Source organism: Amycolatopsis sp. CA-126428 (genome assembly GCF_002904335.1).
Taxonomy (GTDB): domain Bacteria; phylum Actinomycetota; class Actinomycetes; order Mycobacteriales; family Pseudonocardiaceae; genus Amycolatopsis.
The window spans coordinates 1-21,176 of sequence record NZ_PPHF01000156.1 but is presented as its reverse complement, the minus strand read 5'-3'; the positions used below and the strand labels follow the sequence as shown (position 1 = coordinate 21,176).

Genomic DNA, 21,176 nt, shown 5'->3' with positions numbered 1-21,176 from the left:
ACGGTCACGGCGAGCCGCTGCGCGGTCCGGGAAAGCAGGGAAGCGGGCACGGAACCTCCTCGTCTCGTACGGCACTGGGAATGGTGGCTGCCGCACTTCGCCAGGAGGAGACGAGGAAGGTGTCTGGCCGGTGAACTTCCGGCACCGACTCCGTCAGACGGTGCCCTTCAGGGGGTGCCCTTCAGGGGGTGCCGGAGCTGCCCGGCGTGCCCGCCCACGCGGTCGCCGCGCACCCCGGGCCGATCGTCCTCGCCGCGGCACAGGGAGCGTTCGGCGACCCGCCGGACATCGTGCTGTCCGGTGTCAACCACGGCGCGAACGTCGGCCGCGCCGTGCTGCATTTGGGCACGGTCGGGGCGGCCCTGACCGCCTCTCAACGGCGCCCGTGCGCTAGTAGTGTCGCTCGATGTCGGGCTGGAGCCGCGGCCGCAGCCACATTGGATACCGCGGTCACGGTCGCGGCGACGTTGTTCGACCGGCTCGCCGCCCTCCCCGGCGGGTCGGTGCTGAACCTGAACGTTCCCAACCAGGCCGAGGTCAATCCGCCGCTGCGGGCCGGGCTGGCCGAGTTCGGCACGGTGCGCGCCCGCGTCGATTACGCAGGTGACGGCGCGATCAGCCTCGCGGCCATCGTCGAGGGCGAGCTGCCACCGGACAGCGACGCCCGGCTGCTGGCTGAGGGCCACCCGACGGTAACGGCGCTGCGGTCGGTGACCGAAGATCCCGACGTGCGCCTCTGAGCTCCCGGATTCCCCGGTTCCCCTGTGCGAAAGTGGCGACATGAACGGCCGCCCTGACGAGCACGAGCGCATGGCGACGTCCGTCGCGGAACTCGACCGGTTCCCGGCCTGGACGGTGACTCGCTCCCGCGGGCACTGGATCACCGCGGAGCGGGTCCTCACCCTCAGCGGCCAGCGTTGGGTGATCGGCCTGACCCCGACCGCGGACGGAGCGACAGCGCTGATGCTGTGGCGCGACGACGCCGTCGTCGCCCACCGGCGCGGTGCCGAAGCCGCACTCTGCCGGCTCGCGCTCGGGTGGGCGGCCAACCTGCTGGCCGGGCGGCCGTGGGACGGCCGCTGACCGACCTCCGTGGACCGAGCCCTACTGGCAGGTGGACGCTGCCCGGTAGGCGGCGATCCTGATCCGCAGGCCCCGGAGGTGCACGAGGTCGATATCGAAGGTCGGAGCCGGCCGGTATCCCGGGGCCGGCGCGTCCGTCCGGCACGGACCGGTGAGGTAGACGAACTCGTCGTCCGGGTCGTACCGCGGCGCCGACCAGATCGCTGCGTCCCCGGCGCCGGCGTCGCCGCGCCGGGCGCGGGCCAGCCAGTAGATCGGCAGCTTCAGCACCTCACCGACCACCTTGTCCAGGGCGGGAAGGTCGGCTTCGGCGATCGCGAGCCCGCGGCCGCTCCACACGCGCGGTGCCCAGTAGCCGCCTGCGGCGGCGTGCGTGAAGGTCGCGGTGTCACCGGACGCGGTGATCGTCCAGTCTGCCACGGTGGTGAGGGTCGGCATGACGGCTCCCTGCGGTCGCGGCCCCCAGGTTCAGCTCACCGTAGTGGATCATGTCCGCGGCTGCGCCGCCATCGGCACTCGGGTCGTGCGCCGATCGGCGGGTGAGACGCCGAAGACCCAGGTCAGCGGCGCGCTCCCAGCAGTGATAATAGACGTTGTTCACTTCGAATTCACCATCGCGGGGGACGCGGATCAGCCGAAACGGCCATGGACGTAATCCGCCGTCCGCTGGTCGACCGGCTGGTCGAACATCGCGCCGGTCGGACCGGACTCGACGATCACACCCGGCGCGCCCTCCTCGGCGAGGAAGAACGCGCACTGGGCCGAAACCCGCTGGGCCTGCTGCATGTTGTGCGTGACGATCACGATGGTCACCTCGCCGCTGAGGTCCTCGATCGTCTCTTCGATGCGGCGGGTCGACGTCGGGTCCAGCGCCGAGCACGGCTCGTCCATCAGCAACACCTTCGGGCGGACGGCGAGCGCGCGGGCGATGCACAGCCGTTGCTGCTGGCCACCCGACAGGGCGCCGCCGGGCTGGCGGAGCCGGTCGCGGACCTCCTTCCACAACCCGGCCTTCAGCAGGCACTCGGCGACCAGGTCGTCGCGGTCGGCCGGCTTCACCTTGGTGCCGGTGAGCTTCAGCCCGGCCGTGACATTGTCGTAGATGGACATCGCCGGGAACGGGTTCGGCTTCTGGAACACCATGCCGATCCGGCGGCGGGCGTCGGTCAGCTTCCACGCCGGCGCGTAGATGTCGTCACCCGCGAGCAGCACCTCCCCGGCCAGGGTCGCGCCGGGAATCAGCTCGTGCATCCGGTTGAGGATGCGCAGGAACGTCGACTTGCCGCAGCCGGACGGGCCGATCAGCGCGGTGACCGAGCGAGCGGGCATGTCCAGCGAAACGCGGTCGAGGACTTTCCGCTCGCCGAACCACGCGGACACCTCCCTCGCCTCGATCGCGGTGGCCTCCTCGACCGAAGGCAGCAGCATCGTCACGGCAGTCTCCTCACAGCAGGTTCGGCAGCAGCGACGCCGCCTGGTCGGCCACGGTCACCCCGAGTGCACCCAGCACCGGCACCCCGATCACCCACGCGTGCCACCGGCCCACCCGCTGGTGCACGAACACCACACCGGCCGCGGCGAGCGCGAGCAGCAGACCCCACACCACCAGCGGAACCAGCGCCGTGGCGTCGCCCTCGAGGGCCTGTTCACGAGCGGGCAGCGCGAACCCCGGCACCGCGCCCGCGGCCGGGACCGCCGGGGTGAGCAGCCGGGCGTCCACGCGCAGGACGTCGCTGGGCAGGTACGGCGGGCCGTCGGCGGTGATCAGCGTCAGCCTCCCCTGGCCCTTCGCGGGCGCGAGGGGCTGCGGGTCGTTCGCGTGCCGGACGCCCATCACCTCGAACTGGTGCTTGCCCTGCCCGGTGGTCACGGTGATCAGGTCACCGTGGGCGAGCGAGCGGAGGTCGGCGAACGGTCCCCCGTAGCCGGCGCGGCGGCCCATGACCACGCTGACCCCGGGCTGTCCCGGCAGCACGGTGTCCCGCCGGTGGCCCGGGCCGGACTTCAGCACGGTGGCGGACGAGCCTTCGCCGACGACCTCGCGCAGGCCGATCCGCGGGATCGCCAGCACGGCGACCGGCGTCCCGAGTTCCAGCGGGTGGCCGTCGCGGTCCAGTCCGCCCGCCGGGGCCGTCGCGTTGGCGAGCTGGTCGCGGAAGGTGTCGTAGGCGCGGTCCTGGTCGCGGTTGTGGGCCAAGGCGCCGATCAGGGCGAACTGGGCGACCAGGCACAGCATCAGCGCCGCCGCGATCGACAGCGCCTGCCCGGCCGGCCGCACGACCGCGTGCGGCGCGGCGGCCGGGGTCACGCCGACGGTCATCGGGCCGCCCTGCGCCGCCGCGTCAAGATCAGCGCGACCGCACCACCGCCGAGCAGCACGAGGCCGAGGAGCAGCAGAGAGCCCGCGTCGACTCCGGTGTTGGCCAGCGTGCGCGCCGGGACGCTGGTCCCGACCGACTGCGCCGCGCCCGGGCCGCTTCCGCCCGAGGTGTCCCCGACGGGAGCGGTAGCCGACGTGCTGTCGCTCGTGGACGCCGGGGTGCTGGTGGACGTCTCGGGGCTCGCCGATGAGCTGGTGCTGGTGATCGTGCCGATCGTGCTGGTGCTCGTCGTGGTGCTGGTGGCCGAGGGGCTCGTCGTCGTACTCGTCGACGGCGTGGGCGTCGACGACTCCACTTCGGTCGTGGTCGTCGGCGTCGACGTTTCGGTGGCCGTCGTCGGCTGGGTCGTCGTGGACGAGGTGGTCGTCGACGTGGTCGGCTGCGTGGTCGCAGAAGTGGGCGTCGTCGTCGGCGTGGTCGGCCGAGTCGTGGTCGTCGGCTGGGACGTGCTGACCGAGGTCGGCGTCGTGGACGTCGTGGTCGGCGGCGGCCCGGACGGGTCCGTCGACTGGTAGTGGCCCGGGTCGGTGAAGTACATGTTCGTGGTGAAGGTGCCGGTGGTCGTCTGGGAGAAGGAGTCCACACAGGACACCCTGACCACATACGTCCCGGCGGAGACGGTCGTGTTGTTGTCGGTCGCGATGTCGTTCATGCTCTTGGTGAACTGCACCGGGAACGCCTGCGTGGCCGAAAAGTTGACGTCCTGCAGTCCGAACGTCGCGACGAGGCCGTCCGCGAACCCGTCGGGGCCGAAGACGTGCGCGATGTAGGCGTCGGAGTCCGGTGTGCAGCCCTGCGAGGTCCGCACCACCGGTGCGGTGGCCCCGGTGCCGGTCGCCGGTTCGATCGCCAGCGTGCCGAGGCTGCCCGGTGGCGGCAGCGCGGCCGAGGCCGGCGCCGAGGTCACCAGCGCGACCACGACGCAGGCCGCCGCGGCTGCCGAGCCGACGACCGCGGCCAGTTGACGCTTACGCATGAAAGCCTTCCTTCCGTTACTGGACACGACGCCTGCGCATCACCCAGGCCGCGAGCGCCACCACTGCAGCTGCCAGCCCCACGGCCGCGACCAGGCCGAACACCGCGGCCGGCGACCCGCCCCCGGTGGGCGCCGGGTTCTGGGCCGCCGCGTCGGTCCGGGCGGGTTCCGGTGCCGGGGTGGTCGCGGCCGGCAGCTCCGGCGCGGCCGTCCCCGGCACCGGCCCGGTGCCTGCGCCCGGCGCCTGCGGGGTGGCGGCGGGTGTCTCGGGCACCCGTGAAGGGCCCTTCGCGGCCCCGAGCGCCGCGTACTTCACCGGCGTGTCGAACTTCAGCGCCGCGGTGAACTCGCCCTTGCTCTGCTGGCTGAAGGAGTCGATGCAGTGCACCGCGATGTCGTACTGCCCGGACAGCGTCGTCTTGTTGTCCGCCGCGAAGTCCCGCAGCGTCTGAGCGAGGAACACGTCGAACCCGCCGGCGTGCGACAGCCCGACATCGGTGGTGGCGACGACGATCTGGCCGTCGGCGGGCATGCCCTTGCCGCGCAGGGTGGCGAAGTACGCGTCCGCATCGGCCGGGCAGCCTCCGCTGGTGTGCATCCGGATCGTCGCGGCGTCCTGTCCCTCGCCGGGGGTGATGACCAGGCCGCCGAGCGGCGCCGCCTCCGCGGGCGTCGCACCGAGCCCGAACGCGGCCACCACGAGCAGGACCTCACAGCGCCGCCGCATGTTCGGTCACCTCCTCGGCCGGCACCACCGGGGTGCGGCGACGGCGGCGACGCGCGAACAGTACGGCGAAGACGCCCAGAGCCAGCACGGCGAGCACGCCGAGGGCCGCCCACGGCACCGCGCTCAGCGTCACCGATTCCTCGGCGGGCTGGACGACGTCGGTGAACCCGGGCGCGGGCGCCGGATCGACGTGCACAGTGGCGTCCAGCCAGCCCGCGGGCAGCAGACCGCGTACCGTCGTGGTCACCTTGACCAGGCCGCCCGGCAGCAGTTCCGGCAGCGGCGGCAGGGCTTCACCGTCCACAGTGGATCCCCATGGCGTGCTCACGCTGACGCGCTGCTTGCCGGACAGCCGGGTGTTGCCGGTGTTGCGGACGGTGTAGCTGACTGTGGCGTCGCCGCGGCCGAACGGGGTCGCGGCGTACGACCCGGTGAGGCCGGTGATCGCCAGCCGCGGTGTGAGGTCGCCGGTGACGCGGAGGTAGATGCGGGCGCCGACGCGCTGTTCCACCGCGACCTTCTGCCCGTTAGCGCCCGTCTGTTCGGTCGTCAGCGCGGCGACGATGCCCGCCGCGTGGTCGCCGGGGGTCGCGTTCGCGGGGATGGTCAGGGTGAACGGCACGATCGAGACCGACCGCGGGGCCACGGAAACGCTCGGTTTCTCCGCGTGCGTCCAGGCACCGACGTCGACCGACGGCTTGCCCGCGGCGAGCAGGTCGAAGCCACCTTCGGGGGTGTTGAAGGCGTCGCTGGCGTAGATCTTGAGCGTCACCGGGGTGGTTCCGACGTTCGACACGGCGACGAAGTCCTTCACGACAGCGCCCGGGGTGGCGCTGTACCCGAGGCTCGCGCGGTTGTCCGGCGCGGTCGCCGTGGCCGGGCGCACCCCGAAGGTCACCCGCTGGTCGCCCGCGGCCGGCGGCGGAGCGGGGGTCTGGGCGGCGGCCGACGGCGCGAACGCGAACAGGAACGCGGCGGCCAGGGCGGCTAGACGCATCGGGATCCCTTCGGAAGCAGGGGTGGAGCCGGGTCTCCGGCGGGAGGGGGCACAACCCGCCGGAGACCCGGGTGCTCAGATGGCGGTGAGGGTCAGGACCGAGGTGTAGGTGCCGGCGACGGTCGACGTCGGCACGTTGAGCGAGAGCCCGGCGGTCAGGTGCGCCGTGCCGTTGCCCCCGTTGACGGCCGCGGTGGCGAGGGTGCGGGACCCCGCGAGGCCCGCGCCCGCCGGAGCCGCCGTGCCCGGGGCGATCGCCGCCGCCGGGTTGACGGCCGGACCCGCGGTGATGTTCTGCGCGGCCACCTTGTCGACGATCGACGGACTCCAGCCGAGGTTGCCGGCGTTGATCGCGTGCGAAGCGCCGTCACCGAAGTCGGTCGCCTGGCCGGAGACGTTCCAGCCGGGGTTGCCCGCCCGGGTGTCGGTGACGGTGATCGGGTTCAGGTTGCCGGAGGTCTGCAGCATCGAGGCGTCGGGCAACATGACCGGCGACGGCAGCGTGACGTTCTGGTTGGCCACGCTGATGAGCAGCTCACCGGCGGTGACGGTGGTGGTGATGTTCTCCGAGGCGGCGACCCCGGCGAACGCCGTCACGGTCAGCGGCACGCCCGCCGACTCCGAAGCCACGTACGCCGCCGCGTTGGCGGGCACGAACTTCGCGGTGAACGTGTGCGCGCCGACCGCCAGCGTCGAGGACGTCAGCGACGCCGTGCCGCCGGCCAGCGCGACCGGGTTGCCCAGGTTCGCGCCGCCGTCGGTGAACTGGATCGACCCGGCCGCGCCCGCGGGCGTGACCGACGCGTTCAGCGTCACCGAGCTGTACTGCGCGGCCGTGCCGCTCGGGGTGACCGAGAGCGCGGTCGTGGTCGGCGTCGCGACCGGGGCGTTGACCTGGAAGGTCACCGCCTGCGACGTCGAGCCGGAGACGTTCGCCGAGCCGCCGGTGAAGACCGCGGTCAGCGAGTGGCTGCCGGCGGCCAGCGCCGAGGTGGTGAGCGCCGCCGTGCCGTTCGCGACGGCGACCGGGCTGCCGAGGTTGGCCGCGCCGTCCTTGAACTGGACGGTGCCGCCCGCCGAGGCCGGCGTCACCGTGGCGGTCAGGGTGACGTTGGCACCCTGGGTGACCGGCGACGCCGGGGAGGCCGCGAGCGACGTCGTCGTGGTGACCGGCGCGCTCGGGTCGGTGCTCTGGAAATGCGTGGCGTCGGTGAACCAGATGTCCTTGGTGAAGGTGCCCAGCACCTGCTGCGAGAACGAGTCGACGCAGCTGGCCGCCAGGGTGTACTTGCCCGGCTGGACGGTGGTGCTGTTGTCCAGCGCGATGTCCTTGAACGACAAGCCCTGCTGGATTGGGAAGCCCGCCGTCGTGGAGAAGTTGACGCTGCTCGTAGTCGTGGCGATCAGGCCATTGGTGAAGCCGCCGGGCCCGTAGACGTACAGGTAATACGCGTCCGAAGTGTCGGGGCAGCCGGCCGACGTGGTCGCCACGCCGGCGGTCGTGTCGAAGCCCGTCGCCGGGCTCAGGGACAGGGTGCCGAGGGTGCCCGCCGGCACGGCGGCCGAAGCCGGTGCGATCGAGCCGAACATCGCCGCGAGGGCGGTGCCGAGAACGGCCGCGCCGACGGCGAACCGGCTCGCGAAGGATCTGGAGCTCATGGGTGCGTTGCCTTTCAGGGCGTGACGATGGCGGTGTCGCCGCAGTTGGCGGCCTGGCCGAAGCCGTACTTCTTGATCAGGTCCGCGTTCTGGCAGATCGCCGAGCCGCTGCCGACGAACACGGTGCTGTACGGCGCGGTGCCCACCTGGCCGCTCGGGATGACGTTGTAGACGTCCCGCTTGAACGAGGAGCTGGTGTTCAGCGCGGTCGGTGAGATGCCGTTGAGCGTGGCCAGCACGGCCTTGCCCTGCACCGCCGGGATCACACCGTTGACCTGCGCCTGGTAGGAGGCGATGGAGTACGGCGCGACGTTGGCCGGCTCGATCAGGAACGTGCCGGTGTTCTCCTCGATCGGCGTGTTCGCCGCGTCGACGTCCTTCACGCACGAGAACGTCGTGGTGTAGTTCGCCGCGTCGGTCAGGCCGAGCTGGGAGAGGAAGAACGACCGGGTGCCCGAGCCGAAGTGCGGCAGCAGCGGCTTGTACGTCGTGCCGACCCCGGGCGCGGTGCAGTTGAAGATGCTCTTCAGCTGCGCGGTCGTGAGCTTCTTGGAGATGGCGCTGTCGGCGCGCACCGCGTAGGTGACCGCGTCCACCGCGAACGGGACGTAGGTGAGGTTCTTGCCGGCGTAGTTCGCCGAGTTGTTCGACGACGACCGCGCGAACTGCACGCAGCCGGTGTTGCCGTCGAGCGAGGCGACGAGCGCGTTGACGCCGTTGCCCGAGCCGGCCGGCCGCGGGATCGTGCAGTTCGGCTTGACCGCGGGGTCCTTGGTGGTGATGTTCGCGGACCCGGTCGCGTCGTACGAACCGAGCACCTTGACGCCGCCGACGGTGATCGCGTCGGCGAGGCCGTTCACCACGCCCTGGGTGGTGTCCGAGCCGACGCCGGCGAGGTCGCGGTAGGTGGGGGCGCCGGCCGGGTCGGCCTGGGCGGCGCCACCCAGCACGAGCAGCATGGCCGCCGAAGCGACCGTGACGAGAGCGTGTCTCTTACGCACTTCAGGTATCCTTTTCGCAGCAGGGATGCCCGGGCTGCTGCCCGGACGTGCCGGTGTCGCCGTTTTCGCGGCCACGACACCGGGCTTGCTCGGTTCACCCGGCTCGCCGTGCGGCGGAGTGGCAGCTCCCCGCGCGGCGCACCGCGGCCATCACCTCCTCACCCGGCTGCCCCAGCGCGTCAGCGCCGGACCGGACGCGGCGGCCACAGCACCGGCCGCGAGCAGGATGAGCAGCACGTACCGCACGAACCCGACCGGCGTGGCCGGGGTCGGGCGTGCCTGCGCCACGGGCTGCTGGGCCGCGGACGTCGTCGGCGGCGTGGCGACGGCCTTCGCCGGCAAGGGCGCTGAGGCCGGCGCCGGCGTGGGCTCTCCGCCGGTTCCCTTCGCGGGCGCCTGCTCCCCCGCCGGTGATCCGCCGGCCGGCAGCCCACCGGCGGAGTCCGGTTCCGGCGTCGACGACGTCGGAGGCGTGAGGGCTTTGCCGGCGTCGGCGGCGATCTTGTCCGCAGCCGTGACGGTCTGGGCCCGCAGCGCCTGCGGCAGCGGGACGTAGCCCGCGGGCAGCTGCCCGGGCGCGATGCCTGGCTGCTGGCCCTCGCCCACCGCGTACTTCAGGAACGCGGCGTAGTCGGCACCCGCCTTGATCTCCAAAGCGGACGGTGCGGTCGCCGCGTAGGCGAGGTTCGTCAGCGGGTAGGCGTCCTTTGCCGTCGCCAGCGGGTCGAGCGACAGGACGTCACCGACCGCGCCCGGCTTGGCGGCCGCGACGGCGGCGAGCATCGACGTGTCGGACGGGGCGACGAACGCGCCGGAAGAGTTGCGCAGCTTCGCCGTCGGCAGGCCGTAGCGCGCCGCGGTCGGCGTGTCGACGACGGCGAGGAGGCTCCGCTGGCCCTGCGGCTGCCGGTCGACGGCCTTGAGCTGGGGCTTGCCGTCCGGGGTAGCGAAGCCGGTCGGTGCCTTGCCCAGCGTGTCGCCGCGGCTGATCGCGCGGCCGGCCTCGTGCATGTCGCCGGCCAGCGGTCGCAGGTCGAGCGCGCAGCTGGCGAGCAGCCCGGTGCCGGTGCAGGTCAGGTCAGCCTTCGGGAAGTTCGACACCGGCAGCTTCAGGCCCTTGTACCCCGGGTTGACCTTCATCCCGTTCGGGTCCGGGACGCCGTTGAGGAAGTCGGCGGCGTCCTTGTCCGCGGCGATCCACCGCCACAGCGCGGCGGTCGCGTCCATGTCCACCGTGGGCACCAGTGCGTCCACTGTGGACATCAGGCGGCCTGAGTCCTTGAACTCCGGGTTGAGCCCGATGAACTCGGGGTCGGCGGTCAGCGAGTCCGGGTTGCCCTTGAGGTAGTCCTGCCGCACCGGCAGCGACAGCACGTAGGACTGGGTGAGCAGCTTCGCGACCAGCCGCGGGGTGAGGTTCAGGCCGGTGATCTGCTCGCCGTCGCGGTGCCAGACCTCAGGCGGGACCACACCCTCCCCCGCCGACTGCCGTTCGGTGATGAACGCGATGCTCAGGCCGGACAACGTGATCGGCGCGTACACGAGCGGCTTGGTGGCCTGGTCCGGCGGCACCGGATCGCGGAGGAACGACAGGCCGGGGGTGTCCGAGAGCAGCGTCTGGCGCGCGACGCCGTCCGGAACCTGGGTGAAGCCGAACACGGTCCCGCCGCCGGCGCAGAGTTTCGGCTGCCAGCGCAGCACGGCGTCGGACAGGAACTCGTCGCCCGACGTCTGCCGCTCGGCCGCGCCGATCGGGCAGGCCGCGCCGACCGGCTGGAACTTCAGCGGGATCGAGAGGTGGTTGGCCCAGTTGGACGCGCTCAGCGGGGACGAGTCGAGCTGCGGGCGGTTGTCGCCGCCCACCGTCGAGCCGTCGACCTCCTTGTTCCCGCGCGGGACCACGACCAGCCAGCACGAGCGCGGGCTGCCGGTGACCACGGTGCCGCAGCCGAGGCCGTAGGACTCGAGCGCGGTCTGCACCTCGAAGTCGACCTCGCCGCCGCCGTCGAGCCGGGTCTTGGCGAGCGGGAGCTCGTTCGTGGTGCCCGCGGTGAAGAAGTCGCCGGTCGAGGTCGTCGTGACGCCGGTGACCGAGCGGAACGGCACGACGGCCTGCTGCCCCGGTGCGGCCGGCTTGAGCGTTTCCAGCAGGTCTACCAGGGTGGATCCGTAGCTGACCTGCCGCCGCCGGGCCCAGGCTCCCGCCACCGGTGAACTCTGGGCGGCCAGGCCGCCGTACTGGCACTGCTCGCGTGTCGGCCCGGCCGGGTCGTCCCCCCAGCACTGCATCAGCTGCAGGTAGTTGGTGGCGAAGTTGCCCGAGGGACCAGTCGGCGCGCCGCCGGTCCAGCTGACGTGGACGGTCTGGTTGATCAGGTCCGTGGTCTGGTCGACGGTGACCTTCAGGCTCGAGAACGCGCCGGTTCCGGCCACCGTGACGGCCGATCCGGTGGCCTCTTCCGCGTGGCCGGTGCCGGCAAGCACGGTCACCGTCAGCAACACGGCGAGCAGGAGGCGGGCGAGCTTCATCGCTCCTCCTCCTTGCGCAGGCGCCGGGCCAGGATCGGCGGGCCGATGACCAGGCCGAGCAGGAGTGCGACGGCCAGCGCGGTGAGCAGGGCGGCCGTCGCGTTGTCGCGCTGGTCGAGGGAGACCGGGACGGCCGAGCCGCCGGCGGCGACGTTCTGGCCGTTGACCGGCAGGCCCGTGTCGGGGTCGATCGCCCCGTTCGCCGGGCCGGTGGTGCCATCCGCTCCCGGTGTCGCGGTGGTACTGCCAGGTGCGGTGCCGTCGGGATTGGTCGCGGACTGCGCGCCGGGGCCGGATACGGTGCCGCCCTTGACCGGGGTCGGGGCACGGGCACCGCCGGTGCCCTCGGCGCACTGCGTCACGCCGACCTTGTCGCACGGCGAGGGCTGCGGCGCGTTCTTGGCGAGCAGGTTGGTGCCGTCCGGGGAGAACGTCGGGTTGTTGCACTTCGAGATGTCGGTGGGTTTCTTCGTGGACCCCGGGATCCGCGCCACCTGGTCGAGCCCGGCCTGCACGAGGTTCTTCGGCAGCGGTGAGTAGCCGAGCTGGTCGGCCTGCTGCTGGCCTTCGCAGAGGAAGTAGTACGCGAAATCCGACAGAGTCTTGCCCTTGTCGGTGTTGAACGGCGACGTCGGGGTGGTCGGCAGAATCATGTAGCTGTAGCTGGACAGCGGGTACGTGCGAGCGTCCGGGTTGTTGTAGACGCCGCCGAGGTCCTGAGTCAGGTCCGGCCGGATCGTCGCCGCGAGCAACGCGACGGCGACACTCGTGGCCTTCGGCTCGATGAAGTACCCCGCCTTGTTGAGCACCTTGGCGATCGGGAAGCCCGCGTTGCGCGCGTAGGAGTATTCGACGTAGGTGATCGAGCCTTCGCTCTGGTCTTGGCGCACGTAGTTGGTCACGCCGAGAGAGCCCGACTGCCCGACCACCGGCGGCACCAGCGGGTAGTTCGAGGTGAACCCGCACGGCGTCGCCCGGCCGGCCTTGCGGCAGAACGCGTCCCACGCCCCGCCGAACTGGCTCGCCATGTAGGTCGTGAACTGCGCGCTGGTGCCCGAGCCGTCGGACCGCACGACCGGGATGATCTTCCGCGCGGGCAGCGTCAGCGCCGGGTTGTCGGCCTTGATGGCCGGGTCGGCCCAGTTGGTGATGGTCCCGGTGAAGATGCCGGTGAGCGTCTGCCCGGACAGGCGCAGGTTCGTCACGCGGGTCGCACCGATGTGCAGGTTGTACATGAACGACGTCCCGCCCGCGACGATCGGCATGTACGCGTAACCGCGATCGGCCGGCGGGTTGTCGGTGACGCCGGCATCGGTGAGTCCATAAGGGATCTCGGACACGGCGAAGTCGACCTGGCCGGCCTTGAACTGGTTGCGGCCGTCGGTGGACCCCGTGGCCGCGTAACTGATCCGCATGCCGTACTGACCGACGTTCTTGCGCCACTGGTCCAGCGCGTTGGAGCTCCACGTCGACCCGGCACCGCTGATCGGCACGTAACCCTGCGCGAACGCCGTCGACTGCCCCAGCAACACCAAGACCACCGCCGCGGCGATCGACCGCAGCACCCGGACGTTTCTCATGATTCACCCCACATCCGGACGTCGAACCGCTCGCGGTCGGCGGCCGAGGCCCGCGCGCGACGGCGGAGCGCGCCACGCGTGAGTTCACCGGCCGGACGGCCGCCCGCGATCCGCGCGATCACGAACAACACGAGCACGAGCAGCATCAGGACCGCGGCGGCCCCGAACCCACGGGCCTTCATCGCCTCCTCCGGCGAGGTGACGAGCGAAAAAGTCGCCAGCGGCAGGGAAATCTGGGGCCCGGACAGCGGATCCGCGTTGAGGTAGGCGGTGAACCCGGCGGTGATCAGCACCGGCGAGGTCTCCCCGATCCCGCGCGCGGTGCCGAGCAGGATCGCCGTGGTGAGGCCGGATCGCGCGGTCGGCAGGACGACGTGCCACACCGTCCGCAGGCGGCCCGCGCCCAGCGCCAGCGACGCCTCCCGCAGGTTGCCCGGCACCAGCCGGATCACGACGTCGGCCGCGCGGATCACGATCGGCAGCATCATCACGCTGATCGCGCAACCCGCGGCAAGGCCGGACTTCTCCAGACCCAGTGCGACGATCAGGGCGGCGTACACGAACAACCCGGCCACGATGGACGGCAGCGCGGTCATCGCGTCGACGATCGTGCGCACCAGCCGGGAGAACGTGCCCCGTACCTCGTTGAGGTACACCGCACACGTCAGTCCCAAGGGGACGGTTACGGACAGCGCGATGGCGATCTGCTCCAGCGTGCCGACGACGGCGTGCAGGATCCCGCCCTGCGTCAGCGGGTCGAGCGGGCCGGCGGTGGCCATGTCCTGCACGAAGAAGTTCAAGTGGTGCAACGCGTCGATGCCGCGGATCAAGGGGTACGCGACGATCGTCACCAGCGCCAGCAGCGCAAAGACCGCGAGGCTGTGCACCACGGCCGAGACGAGCCGGTCCCGGACGGTCAGCGCGTTCTCGGTCAGGGAGACGAGCAATCCGTAGAGACCGAGGAACACCAGCCACGCCAGGACGGCGAACCCGATCACGCCGCCGAACGGCGCCAGCTGGTCGAACACGAGTGCCGTGAACGCGACGGCCGCGACCAGTCCGCCCAGCACGGTGACCCGGTCGAGCAGCCGGCCGGGTTTCGTGACCCGCCGGCGTTCCTGGAGTTCGGTCATGCTTCGCTGCCAAGGCCGGACCGGCTGCGCGCGATGATCGCGGACGCGCCGAAGTTGACCAGCAGGGTCAGGGCGAACAGCGCGAGCCCGGCGGCCATCAGCGCGGAGAGGCCGAACGGGCTGGCCGCGGCCCACTGCTGGGCGATCAGCGCGGACACCGAGTTGGCGCCACTCTGCAGGACGTGCGGCTGGATGGTGAAGACCGGCGAGATGATCATGTAGACAGCGATCGTCTCGCCGAGTGCGCGGCCGAGGCCGAGCATCGTCCCGCCGATCATCCCGCCCCGGCCGTACGGGAGTACGACGCTGCGGATCATCCCCCAGCGCGTCGCACCGAGCGCGTAGGCGCCTTCGCGTTCTCCAGGCGGTGCTTGGGAAAATGACTCGCGCATCACCGAACAGGTGATCGGCATGACCATCATCCCGACGATCACCCCGGCGAAGAAGGTGGAGCTGGCGAACACCGTCTGGCTGCTCAGCGGGTCGTTCGCGTCGTAGCCATCCACTGTGAACAGCGGGAACCAGCCGAGGTGCACCGCGAGCCAGCGCGGCACGTCGAGGGCGTTCCACTGCAGGAAAACGGCGCCGAAGAGGCCGTAGACGACGCTCGGCACGGCGGCCATCAGGTCGACCAGGCTGGTCAGCACCCGCTTCAGCCGAGCCGGGGCGTATTCGGAGATGTACAGCGCCACGCCGAGGGCGAGCGGGAAGGCGACGCAGAGTGCGGTGCCGGCGATCAACAGGGTGCCGACGAGCACGGCGGCGATGCCGAAGTTCCCGGAGTCCGGCTGCCAGGTCTGTGTGGTGAGGAAGGAGAATCCGGCGAGATCGAGCGCTTGGCCGCCGTTCTTCACGAGGAACCCGCCGACGGTGACCATGATCGCGAGCACGACCACGCCGGCTCCGAGCAGCACAGCGAGGAACGCCCGGTCGGCCCCGCCCGGGGCCCCGGTTCTTCGCCGGACCTCCGCCCGCGGTGGCTCGGTCAGCACACTCGTCATCGCACTCCCCTGTCTCGTTCGGACGAGAGCCTTTCCCGGCGATCTGGACTGCTCCGGGCCGGAACGTGAACTACGGACGAACACGTGCCCCGGAAACCGCGGGACTGCGTTCGGCGAGCTCTCGAAAGGAATTCCCGGAATTGACCGCGTGCAGCCGACGTTGGTAGCTCCGCGCCGACATCCCGACGGCGGCACCGTCGATCTTGATCTGCCACAGCCACTTGCCCCGGGTATCCCGCACGGTGACCACCTCGGCCAGCTCGAGGTGATCGCGAAGCACCCGCACGGCTTCGGCACAGGACGGAGCGTCCGGAAAGGACGTTGCCGACTGCGCCAGACTGCGGTTGTTGGCGGAAAGAAACCGCCACACAACGCTGCCCGACGAACCGGCATACCCTCGTCCCCGCAGTCGCCCCGGGGTGGAATGCACCAATTCGAACCGAGGTTCGGCCATTGTCGTCCTTTTCGCGCGATCCCCAGTGAGGCGCACTCAGGCTCGATCATCTCGGTATACGGCAGCGAAACAACGGACTTCGCTCCGGTTCTGCAGGCGTTCACTAGGGATGAAGCGCACAGGGCGGGAAATATCGGACCAACCGCACGACACAACGGAAAACGCTGGTCGACACCGAGGGGCGGTCGGGCGAGTACGACAACGGTTAATCTTGCGACGCAACGGGCATAGCGCCCGGTGGCGCGGACATCGTTCCGTACCGTTCCCCGGGGATCAGCCCGCACACCTTGACCAGCCGGCTGCGCCAGTTCGAGGACCACGGCATCATCACCCGCACCGCCTACGCGGAGATCCCGCCGCGCGTCGAGTACCGGCTCACCCCGCTCGGCGAAGGACTCCGTGAGGTGCTCGAAGCCATGGCCGCGTGGGCCGAGTCCGTCCCGGCCGAGCCTCGGCCGGCATCCTCGCGGGGTGCGACCAAGACGACTGCCGGGTAGGAGGCGGCTCATGGCCTCCTACCCGCGTCGGTGTTGATGACCGCGACCGCCGCCCGGTCCGCTATGGAGACGTAGGCGCCGGCGTGGTCCTCGGGAAAAGGGACGCCTAGCAACGTCTCCGCGGCGATACGCTCTTCGCTGGCCGTGGTCCCCTACTTCCGACGACGCGACGACTGTCCGGGGTGGGGAACCTCGTCGCTCCCGCGCTGGCTCCGCCCGGCCTCTGCGCCATGGTCATGTTCGCGCCGCGCAACGGGAAACCCTTTCCGGGTGAAGTCCGGTCTTCCCGTGCTTCTTCCGCGGCCTTCACGAAGAGCCGCTGTCCCCCGGCGCCAGCGCAAAACGCTGCCGATACGCGTGGGAGTCGTCGAGTACGCACTGACGAAGTTCCGCCGGAACGTGACGACGCTGGCGAATCCGCACGCTGCGGCGACCCGGGCGATGGGCGTACTCGTGGTTTCGAGCAAGTGCCGGGCCTCGTCGAGACGGCGAGCCAGGACCCAGCGCGCGGGCGTGGATCCGGTGACTTCGGCGAACCGGCGGGTGAAGTTGCGCCTGCTCATGCCGGCGTGGACGGCGAGGTCGTCGACGGACAGTCGCCGGTCCAGGCGGCCGAGCGCCCAGTCGATCGTCGGCCCCAGGTGCGCGACGCCCCCTGGCTCGGGGATGGGGCGCCAATGCCGCGGACGCCAGCACGGAGGGGAAAGTGCGACGCAGCGCCAACGCCAGCGCTTCGCGCCTGTCGTCGCGGCGACGTAGTTCCTCGCGGTAGCGGGGGATCAGCATGGCTGCGTAGTCGGTGCTCAGGCCGAAGTGACCGGGCCCCGACCCGAGGCAGGGCCGCCACCTTGAGCCGATGGTCCAGGCGAACTCAGGACGGGTCTCGGACACATTGCGAGTAAGTCGACTCGCTGCCGTCATCCGACCCCGCGACCCCGTACATCGTCGGACCGCGGTCAGGCGTCGGTGGTGAGCAGGGCCGCTACGTCGTGGTGGTTGAGGTAGACGATGATGCGCGGGCCGTCGAGCTCACGGCGGATCAGAAAGGTCGATTCCAGGCGCAGGGGATCCCGGTCGGCGCGTTCGGCGGTCCAATCGACGCTGACCAGGATGTGGTGCTCGTCGAGGCGCAGTTGGCAGGCATCGATGCGCCGGATCGCGCCGATCCCGGCGGCGTCGAACATGCCACGCCGGGCCGGCAACGCCGCCGCGAGCATGGCAGGGGTGAGGGTGACCGCACGGGCCGGGTCCAGGGCGAGGAAGCTCGCGGCGAACAGCGTTGTCGCATCGGCACCCGGCTCGGCGCTGCGCCGGTCGTATTCGTCGATGAACGCGTCGATGTCGGGATCGAGCGGGGTCCAGCCGGATGTGTTCATAGTTCGGTCGCTACTTTCTCGAGCAAGGGGTATCGCGGCGGCGAGCCGGTCCCGGTCGGCCGCGCTGAGCCGAGCCCGACCCCGCCCTGGCGATTCAAGTTCTGCAGTTGCTCCTCCCGGACGACCTCGAGGGGTGGATCTCAGCGGGGTCGGAACGGGGCAAAGGGGTGTTCGCGGGATGCTGCCACGGCGGCGAAGCCGTAGTGCAGCATCTGCCGTTCATACTCGGCCTTGGCCGCGGCGGATGACCTTCCGAGCGGGAGCAGGTCGGCGAGCACCTGTGCGTCGCGCAGGGCGATATTGGCTCCATCGCCGCGTCCGGGCGACATGGTGTGGACGGCGTCGCCGAGCAACGTGACGGCGGGCGCCTGCCACGGCGTTACGGGCTGCGCGGAGGTGATGGCGAGGAGGAAGGTCGCCGGCACGTCGGCCTCGGCCACGATTCGCCTGACGGCGGGCGCCCAGTCAACGACTGTCGCGGTGGCCAGCTCGTGCAACTCGTGCGGGGATGGGCCGCCGGGTGGTGGCCCGGCGGCGGACATGGTCCAGGAAAGGTAGCCGGGGATATCAGTCAGCGGCTCCGGGGCCGGGCTCGCCGTCCGACAGGTCGCGATGGAGATGGCGGCGCCGTCGGCGGCGATCACTCGGTTGAAGGTGTCGATCAGCTCGTCCGGGGTGGCGGCGAGCAGGTCATCGGTCAGCGGTGTCTTGCCGTAGACAGCCCAGCCCAGGTTGTCGACGGCAGCGTCGGGTACGAGCTGCCGCCGCACCGGCGAATGGGTCCCGTCTGCCCCGACCAGCAGGGTGCCCTCGACGCTGGAGCCGTCGGCGAAATGGGCCCGGACGCCCTCGTCGCCCAGCTCCTCGTAGTGGTCGAACGTCTTTCCGAAGTGGACGATGTCTTCCACGCCGGTGAGCAGGATTTCACGCAACGTGAGCCGGTTAACGCCAAACCCGGCCAGGCCGGGCTCGATCGGCGGGATGGGTTTGGCGAACTTCGGCCGGAGCTGGGTGTCCATGAAGACCATGCGGGTGGCCGAGCGGATCGAGGTCGCGACCGCGAGGTCGAACAGGTGCGTCGGCAGGCAGGCGTGCAGAGCCTTCGCGCCGTTGTCTTTCAGGCTGATCCGGTATCCCTGGGTGCGGATTGCGGATGAGGTGTCTCGCTCGTAGACCGCGACACTCACACTCGCCCGGCGTAGTCCTTGAGCCAGGCACAAACCACCGATCCCGCCGCCGACGATGAGAACCTTCGGATCGATCACACCTGCCACGGTACCAGAATTGCTGTCGCGACAGCAAATGTCGCGACCCCTATAATCCTGTGATGGCTTCGATCGAATTGATGCTCGGCGGCGGGTCCCTGCTCAACCAGGTGGGACGGGACCTGAACACCATGGTGGAGCGCCAACTGGCGCCACTGGGTCTGACCGCGCAACAGGCCGCGCTACTCCTGCAAGCCTCACGCGAGATCAGAACGCCGAGCCAACTCAAGCAGCAACTCGGGACGGACACGGCCGGGATGACCCGGTTGCTGGATCGCCTGGCCGACAAGGGGCTGCTTCGCCGCGTCCAGCATCCCGGCGATCGCCGCTCGATCATCATCGAACTGACCGCCGACGGCCAGGCCCTCCTTCCGCGGCTACCACCGATCTTCGGCCGCGTGAACAAGCAACTGTTCCACGGCTTCACCGCAGACGAGATCACCCTCATGACCGGCATGCTCACACGCATGCTGAGCAATCTAGCCACCCAGATCAACTAGCCCAGACGTTCACGCGGGATGGCGTAGATCCCGGTCTGAAATACGAAAGTTCCTGTCTCGCAACGCAAACTACGGAGTATCGAGTCTGCAGTGGTCCTCGCAGGAAGGCACTTCGCGGGTGACGGATACGGTTACGGCGGGTCAAAGACAGCGCAGGTCGCGGCGGCCTGCTGAGATGACCCGTGTTGCCCGGCACCGCCCCGACTGTGCGGCGTGGTCATCCCGGCAGGCCGCCGCCTGTCCCGAGACCCCGTCCCGAGTGCTGATTACCTACCCACGCGACCGGGGCACTCAACCGTCGGGCGCACATTCGTGGAAAACCGACAGCTTGGTCACATGACCGGGGCGCAGGTCCAGCTCATCTCGACGACCGTGCCCGCCGGCGTGGTGGTGAAGGCGCTCTCGTCGGCCAGGGTGTGGATCAGGGGCAGCCCCCGCCCGTGCAGGAGGCCAGGTGCGGGAGCGGGTCGCCAGCGGCCGCGGTCGGTGACCGTGACGGTGACCCGGCTGCCGTGCCGGTGGGCGTGCAGGTCGAGGGTGCCGGGTTCGCCGGGGTAGGCGTGTACGACGACGTTGGCCAGCGCTTCATAGACCGCGAGCACCAGGTCCTGGCTCTGTCCCGCAGGCAGCCCGGCGCAGCCGGCCCACGCCGTGAGCTGGCGGCGAAGCTGATCCAGCAGCGGTGGCGTCGCGCTGACCCCTACGCAGGCCAGGTCCGCGACCGGTGAGGGGAGAGCCGGATCCCGGTCGTCAGCGGCGGTACCGGCCGCCATCACGAGGTCCCGTCGGACATGGACGTCACTGGCTGCTCCCGGATGAACTCCGGTCGCCGTGCTCCGGAGGCGGCTCGGCAGGGTGCTCGGACAGGAGCGCTTCGGCGAGCGTGGCGAACACCGGCATCAGCCGGTCGGCGCCGGTGATGGCCATCGGCCGGGCGGCCACCGAGGTCGCCGCCACCCGGACCGCTGTGGCGGGCCCGGCTTTGCTCTGCAGATCGAACAGGACCGCCAAGCCGGCCGAGGAGAAGAAGGTCACCGCGGTCAAGTCGACGATCAGCACGGTGGGCGCCTCGGCCAGCGCAGCGGTGACCGCGTCGTTCAGTTCGGGCGCGGTGACCAGGTCGACCTCGCCTCCGACGTCGAGCACGAGCGCGGTCTCGACGTGCCGCAGCGACACCGACACTGCGGCCGAGGAAGCAGCGGGAAAACCGCCGGTCTCCGGCTCGGGAAAAGTCACCGGCACATCATGCCCGCCCTACGCCCACCGAACTCACCGCAGCCCCGCGCAGCGCTCGGGCTGGCTCGCCTTCACGCAGGGGCAGGAAGAGGCGGCGACTGTGCGGAAGAGCCGCCGCCCGGCCGGCGCGGGTCACTTTGTTCGCGTCGTCTTTTGCCCCTGCGGGTCACTACATGTGACCGGGAATGGGTGAAAACCGCAGCCGCGGGTAAACGTCGGGTGAACAGGCCGCACTGTTGCAGGAAACCCGGCCTCGGAAGGGAGCCGCTCAGTGCACGTGAGCTGGAGTGAAGCGAACCCGGCGGAATGGCAGGTCCTGGACCTCGCCGGTGCTGACCTGTCGGCTCTGACCGAAGCCCGACATTGGGCGGAGGCCCAACTGGCTGCCTTGGGTGACAGGGAAATAATCGACGCAGTGATCGTGGTTGGGGAGTTGTTGGACAACGCCTACCAGCATGCCGGCGGGCCGCGTCAGCTGCGGATCTATCATCGGGCCACCCCGTGCGAGGTGACGGTGGCCGTCGCCGATTCGGGCGCCGGTGAACCGCAGGTGCGGGCGCCCGACCGCGGCGGCGGCCGCGGCTTGCTGCTGGTCGATCAGCTGTGCTCGGCGTGGGGCGTGAGCCGCCACGATGACGGCAAACTCGTCTGGGGACGCGTCGACTGCGAGGAAGTCGATGACACGTGACAGGGTCTGGGGCAGCATGGTCTAGCTGTGATGTCCGGGGACGTTGTTCCGAGTTGAGGTGACCCGGTAATGGCCTGTCGTGCTGACAGGTGA

At 70.6% G+C, this 21,176-nt stretch carries 25 protein-coding genes and 1 pseudogene; 8 read left to right on the top strand and 18 right to left on the bottom strand.

Translation table 11 applies throughout. The features are described 5' to 3' along the window. The first annotated feature begins 188 nt into the window (after positions 1 to 188). Together C2L58_RS39885 and C2L58_RS39880 are read left to right on the top strand one after the other, a co-directional pair. The gene (locus tag C2L58_RS39885; RefSeq protein WP_103342800.1) at positions 189 to 740 is read left to right on the top strand and encodes a 5'/3'-nucleotidase SurE; all 552 of its coding nucleotides are present in this window, start codon (positions 189 to 191) and stop codon (positions 738 to 740) included. A 40-nt stretch (positions 741 to 780) separates the two neighbouring features. Beyond that, positions 781 to 1,083 carry a hypothetical protein gene (locus C2L58_RS39880; protein ID WP_233226198.1) on the top strand — a complete coding sequence of 101 codons (303 nt, stop codon included), beginning with the start codon at positions 781 to 783 and terminating at the stop codon, positions 1,081 to 1,083. Positions 1,084 to 1,104: 21 nt separating this feature from the next. On the opposite strand, the gene C2L58_RS39875 is transcribed toward C2L58_RS39880, so the two are convergent. The 3 genes from C2L58_RS39875 to C2L58_RS39865 all read right to left on the bottom strand — a co-directional run bounded on the left by C2L58_RS39875 (position 1,105) and on the right by C2L58_RS39865 (position 3,403). Next, positions 1,105 to 1,521: a hypothetical protein gene (locus tag C2L58_RS39875; protein WP_103342799.1), complete on the bottom strand. Its 417-nt coding sequence runs from the start codon at positions 1,519 to 1,521 to the stop codon at positions 1,105 to 1,107. A 192-nt stretch (positions 1,522 to 1,713) separates the two neighbouring features. Further along, entirely contained in the window at positions 1,714 to 2,511 is a 798-nt protein-coding gene (locus tag C2L58_RS39870; protein WP_199191666.1) for a phosphate ABC transporter ATP-binding protein, read from the bottom strand. Positions 2,512 to 2,527: 16 nt separating this feature from the next. Then, positions 2,528 to 3,403: a sortase gene (locus C2L58_RS39865; protein WP_103342797.1), complete on the bottom strand. Its 876-nt coding sequence runs from the start codon at positions 3,401 to 3,403 to the stop codon at positions 2,528 to 2,530. A gap of 99 nt (positions 3,404 to 3,502) precedes the next feature. Here C2L58_RS39865 and C2L58_RS50090 point away from each other — a divergent pair, with 99 nt between their 5' ends. The 3 genes from C2L58_RS50090 to C2L58_RS50080 are packed head-to-tail and all read left to right on the top strand — an operon-like array spanning position 3,503 to position 4,429. Next, a complete protein-coding gene (locus tag C2L58_RS50090; RefSeq protein WP_199191665.1) occupies positions 3,503 to 3,979 on the top strand; it encodes a hypothetical protein in 477 nt (158 codons plus the stop codon). A 21-nt stretch (positions 3,980 to 4,000) separates the two neighbouring features. Further along, complete coding sequence (locus C2L58_RS50085) at positions 4,001 to 4,234, top strand: hypothetical protein (protein ID WP_199191664.1); 234 nt, start codon at positions 4,001 to 4,003, stop codon at positions 4,232 to 4,234. 15 nt (positions 4,235 to 4,249) lie between these two features. Next, positions 4,250 to 4,429 carry a hypothetical protein gene (locus C2L58_RS50080; protein WP_199191663.1) on the top strand — a complete coding sequence of 60 codons (180 nt, stop codon included), beginning with the start codon at positions 4,250 to 4,252 and terminating at the stop codon, positions 4,427 to 4,429. A gap of 27 nt (positions 4,430 to 4,456) precedes the next feature. Here C2L58_RS50080 and C2L58_RS39855 read toward each other — a convergent pair whose 3' ends face one another. The 9 genes from C2L58_RS39855 to C2L58_RS48940 form a co-directional block, all read right to left on the bottom strand. Further along, positions 4,457 to 5,167, bottom strand: a complete 711-nt coding sequence (locus C2L58_RS39855; protein WP_103342796.1) for a hypothetical protein — start codon at positions 5,165 to 5,167, stop codon at positions 4,457 to 4,459. Continuing rightward, entirely contained in the window at positions 5,151 to 6,164 is a 1,014-nt protein-coding gene (locus C2L58_RS39850; protein ID WP_103342795.1) for a DUF916 domain-containing protein, read from the bottom strand. Before C2L58_RS39850 ends, C2L58_RS39855 begins: the two co-directional genes overlap by 17 nt. Before the next feature lie 75 nt (positions 6,165 to 6,239). Beyond that, positions 6,240 to 7,823 (bottom strand): Ig-like domain-containing protein, encoded by a 1,584-nt coding sequence (locus C2L58_RS39845; RefSeq protein WP_103342794.1) that lies wholly within the window; start codon positions 7,821 to 7,823, stop codon positions 6,240 to 6,242. A gap of 14 nt (positions 7,824 to 7,837) precedes the next feature. Further along, positions 7,838 to 8,824: a hypothetical protein gene (locus C2L58_RS39840; protein ID WP_233226197.1), complete on the bottom strand. Its 987-nt coding sequence runs from the start codon at positions 8,822 to 8,824 to the stop codon at positions 7,838 to 7,840. 150 nt (positions 8,825 to 8,974) lie between these two features. Further along, a complete protein-coding gene (locus C2L58_RS39835; RefSeq protein WP_103342793.1) occupies positions 8,975 to 11,353 on the bottom strand; it encodes a hypothetical protein in 2,379 nt (792 codons plus the stop codon). After that, entirely contained in the window at positions 11,350 to 12,933 is a 1,584-nt protein-coding gene (gene pstS / locus C2L58_RS39830; RefSeq protein WP_103342792.1) for a phosphate ABC transporter substrate-binding protein PstS, read from the bottom strand. Before pstS ends, C2L58_RS39835 begins: the two co-directional genes overlap by 4 nt. Next, the gene (gene pstA, locus C2L58_RS39825; protein WP_103342791.1) at positions 12,930 to 14,066 is read right to left on the bottom strand and encodes a phosphate ABC transporter permease PstA; all 1,137 of its coding nucleotides are present in this window, start codon (positions 14,064 to 14,066) and stop codon (positions 12,930 to 12,932) included. Before pstA ends, pstS begins: the two co-directional genes overlap by 4 nt. Then, positions 14,063 to 15,067 (bottom strand): phosphate ABC transporter permease subunit PstC, encoded by a 1,005-nt coding sequence (pstC, locus tag C2L58_RS39820; RefSeq protein WP_103342790.1) that lies wholly within the window; start codon positions 15,065 to 15,067, stop codon positions 14,063 to 14,065. The genes pstA and pstC overlap by 4 nt, the downstream gene beginning before the upstream one ends. A 70-nt stretch (positions 15,068 to 15,137) precedes the next feature. Continuing rightward, entirely contained in the window at positions 15,138 to 15,521 is a 384-nt protein-coding gene (locus C2L58_RS48940) for a hypothetical protein (protein WP_146073768.1), read from the bottom strand. 227 nt (positions 15,522 to 15,748) lie between these two features. Here C2L58_RS48940 and C2L58_RS39810 point away from each other — a divergent pair, with 227 nt between their 5' ends. After that, the gene (locus tag C2L58_RS39810; RefSeq protein WP_103342788.1) at positions 15,749 to 16,018 is read left to right on the top strand and encodes a winged helix-turn-helix transcriptional regulator; all 270 of its coding nucleotides are present in this window, start codon (positions 15,749 to 15,751) and stop codon (positions 16,016 to 16,018) included. 152 nt (positions 16,019 to 16,170) lie between these two features. Here the strand turns inward: C2L58_RS39810 and C2L58_RS50075 are convergent, their stop codons facing one another. The 4 genes and pseudogenes from C2L58_RS50075 to C2L58_RS39795 all read right to left on the bottom strand — a co-directional run bounded on the left by C2L58_RS50075 (position 16,171) and on the right by C2L58_RS39795 (position 18,659). Then, positions 16,171 to 16,614 carry a helix-turn-helix domain-containing protein gene (locus C2L58_RS50075; protein ID WP_255410625.1) on the bottom strand — a complete coding sequence of 148 codons (444 nt, stop codon included), beginning with the start codon at positions 16,612 to 16,614 and terminating at the stop codon, positions 16,171 to 16,173. A 94-nt stretch (positions 16,615 to 16,708) separates the two neighbouring features. After that, positions 16,709 to 16,939, bottom strand: a pseudogene (locus C2L58_RS51615) (MMPL family transporter); the annotation flags it as partial. A gap of 35 nt (positions 16,940 to 16,974) precedes the next feature. Then, a complete protein-coding gene (locus tag C2L58_RS39800) occupies positions 16,975 to 17,394 on the bottom strand; it encodes a hypothetical protein (RefSeq protein ID WP_103342786.1) in 420 nt (139 codons plus the stop codon). 140 nt (positions 17,395 to 17,534) lie between these two features. After that, on the bottom strand, positions 17,535 to 18,659 hold the full coding sequence (locus tag C2L58_RS39795; protein ID WP_146073766.1) for an FAD-dependent oxidoreductase: 1,125 nt from the start codon (positions 18,657 to 18,659) through the stop codon (positions 17,535 to 17,537). A 62-nt stretch (positions 18,660 to 18,721) separates the two neighbouring features. Here C2L58_RS39795 and C2L58_RS39790 point away from each other — a divergent pair, with 62 nt between their 5' ends. Then, on the top strand, positions 18,722 to 19,159 hold the full coding sequence (locus C2L58_RS39790) for a MarR family winged helix-turn-helix transcriptional regulator (RefSeq protein WP_146073765.1): 438 nt from the start codon (positions 18,722 to 18,724) through the stop codon (positions 19,157 to 19,159). Positions 19,160 to 19,491: 332 nt separating this feature from the next. Here the strand turns inward: C2L58_RS39790 and C2L58_RS39785 are convergent, their stop codons facing one another. Continuing rightward, entirely contained in the window at positions 19,492 to 19,932 is a 441-nt protein-coding gene (locus tag C2L58_RS39785; RefSeq protein ID WP_103342783.1) for an ATP-binding protein, read from the bottom strand. Positions 19,933 to 19,957: 25 nt separating this feature from the next. Next, entirely contained in the window at positions 19,958 to 20,395 is a 438-nt protein-coding gene (locus C2L58_RS39780) for an anti-sigma factor antagonist (protein ID WP_158264235.1), read from the bottom strand. A 277-nt stretch (positions 20,396 to 20,672) separates the two neighbouring features. On the opposite strand from C2L58_RS39780, the gene C2L58_RS39775 reads away from it, so the two are divergent. Then, positions 20,673 to 21,083 carry an ATP-binding protein gene (locus tag C2L58_RS39775; RefSeq protein ID WP_233226195.1) on the top strand — a complete coding sequence of 137 codons (411 nt, stop codon included), beginning with the start codon at positions 20,673 to 20,675 and terminating at the stop codon, positions 21,081 to 21,083. Positions 21,084 to 21,176 lie beyond the last annotated feature (93 nt).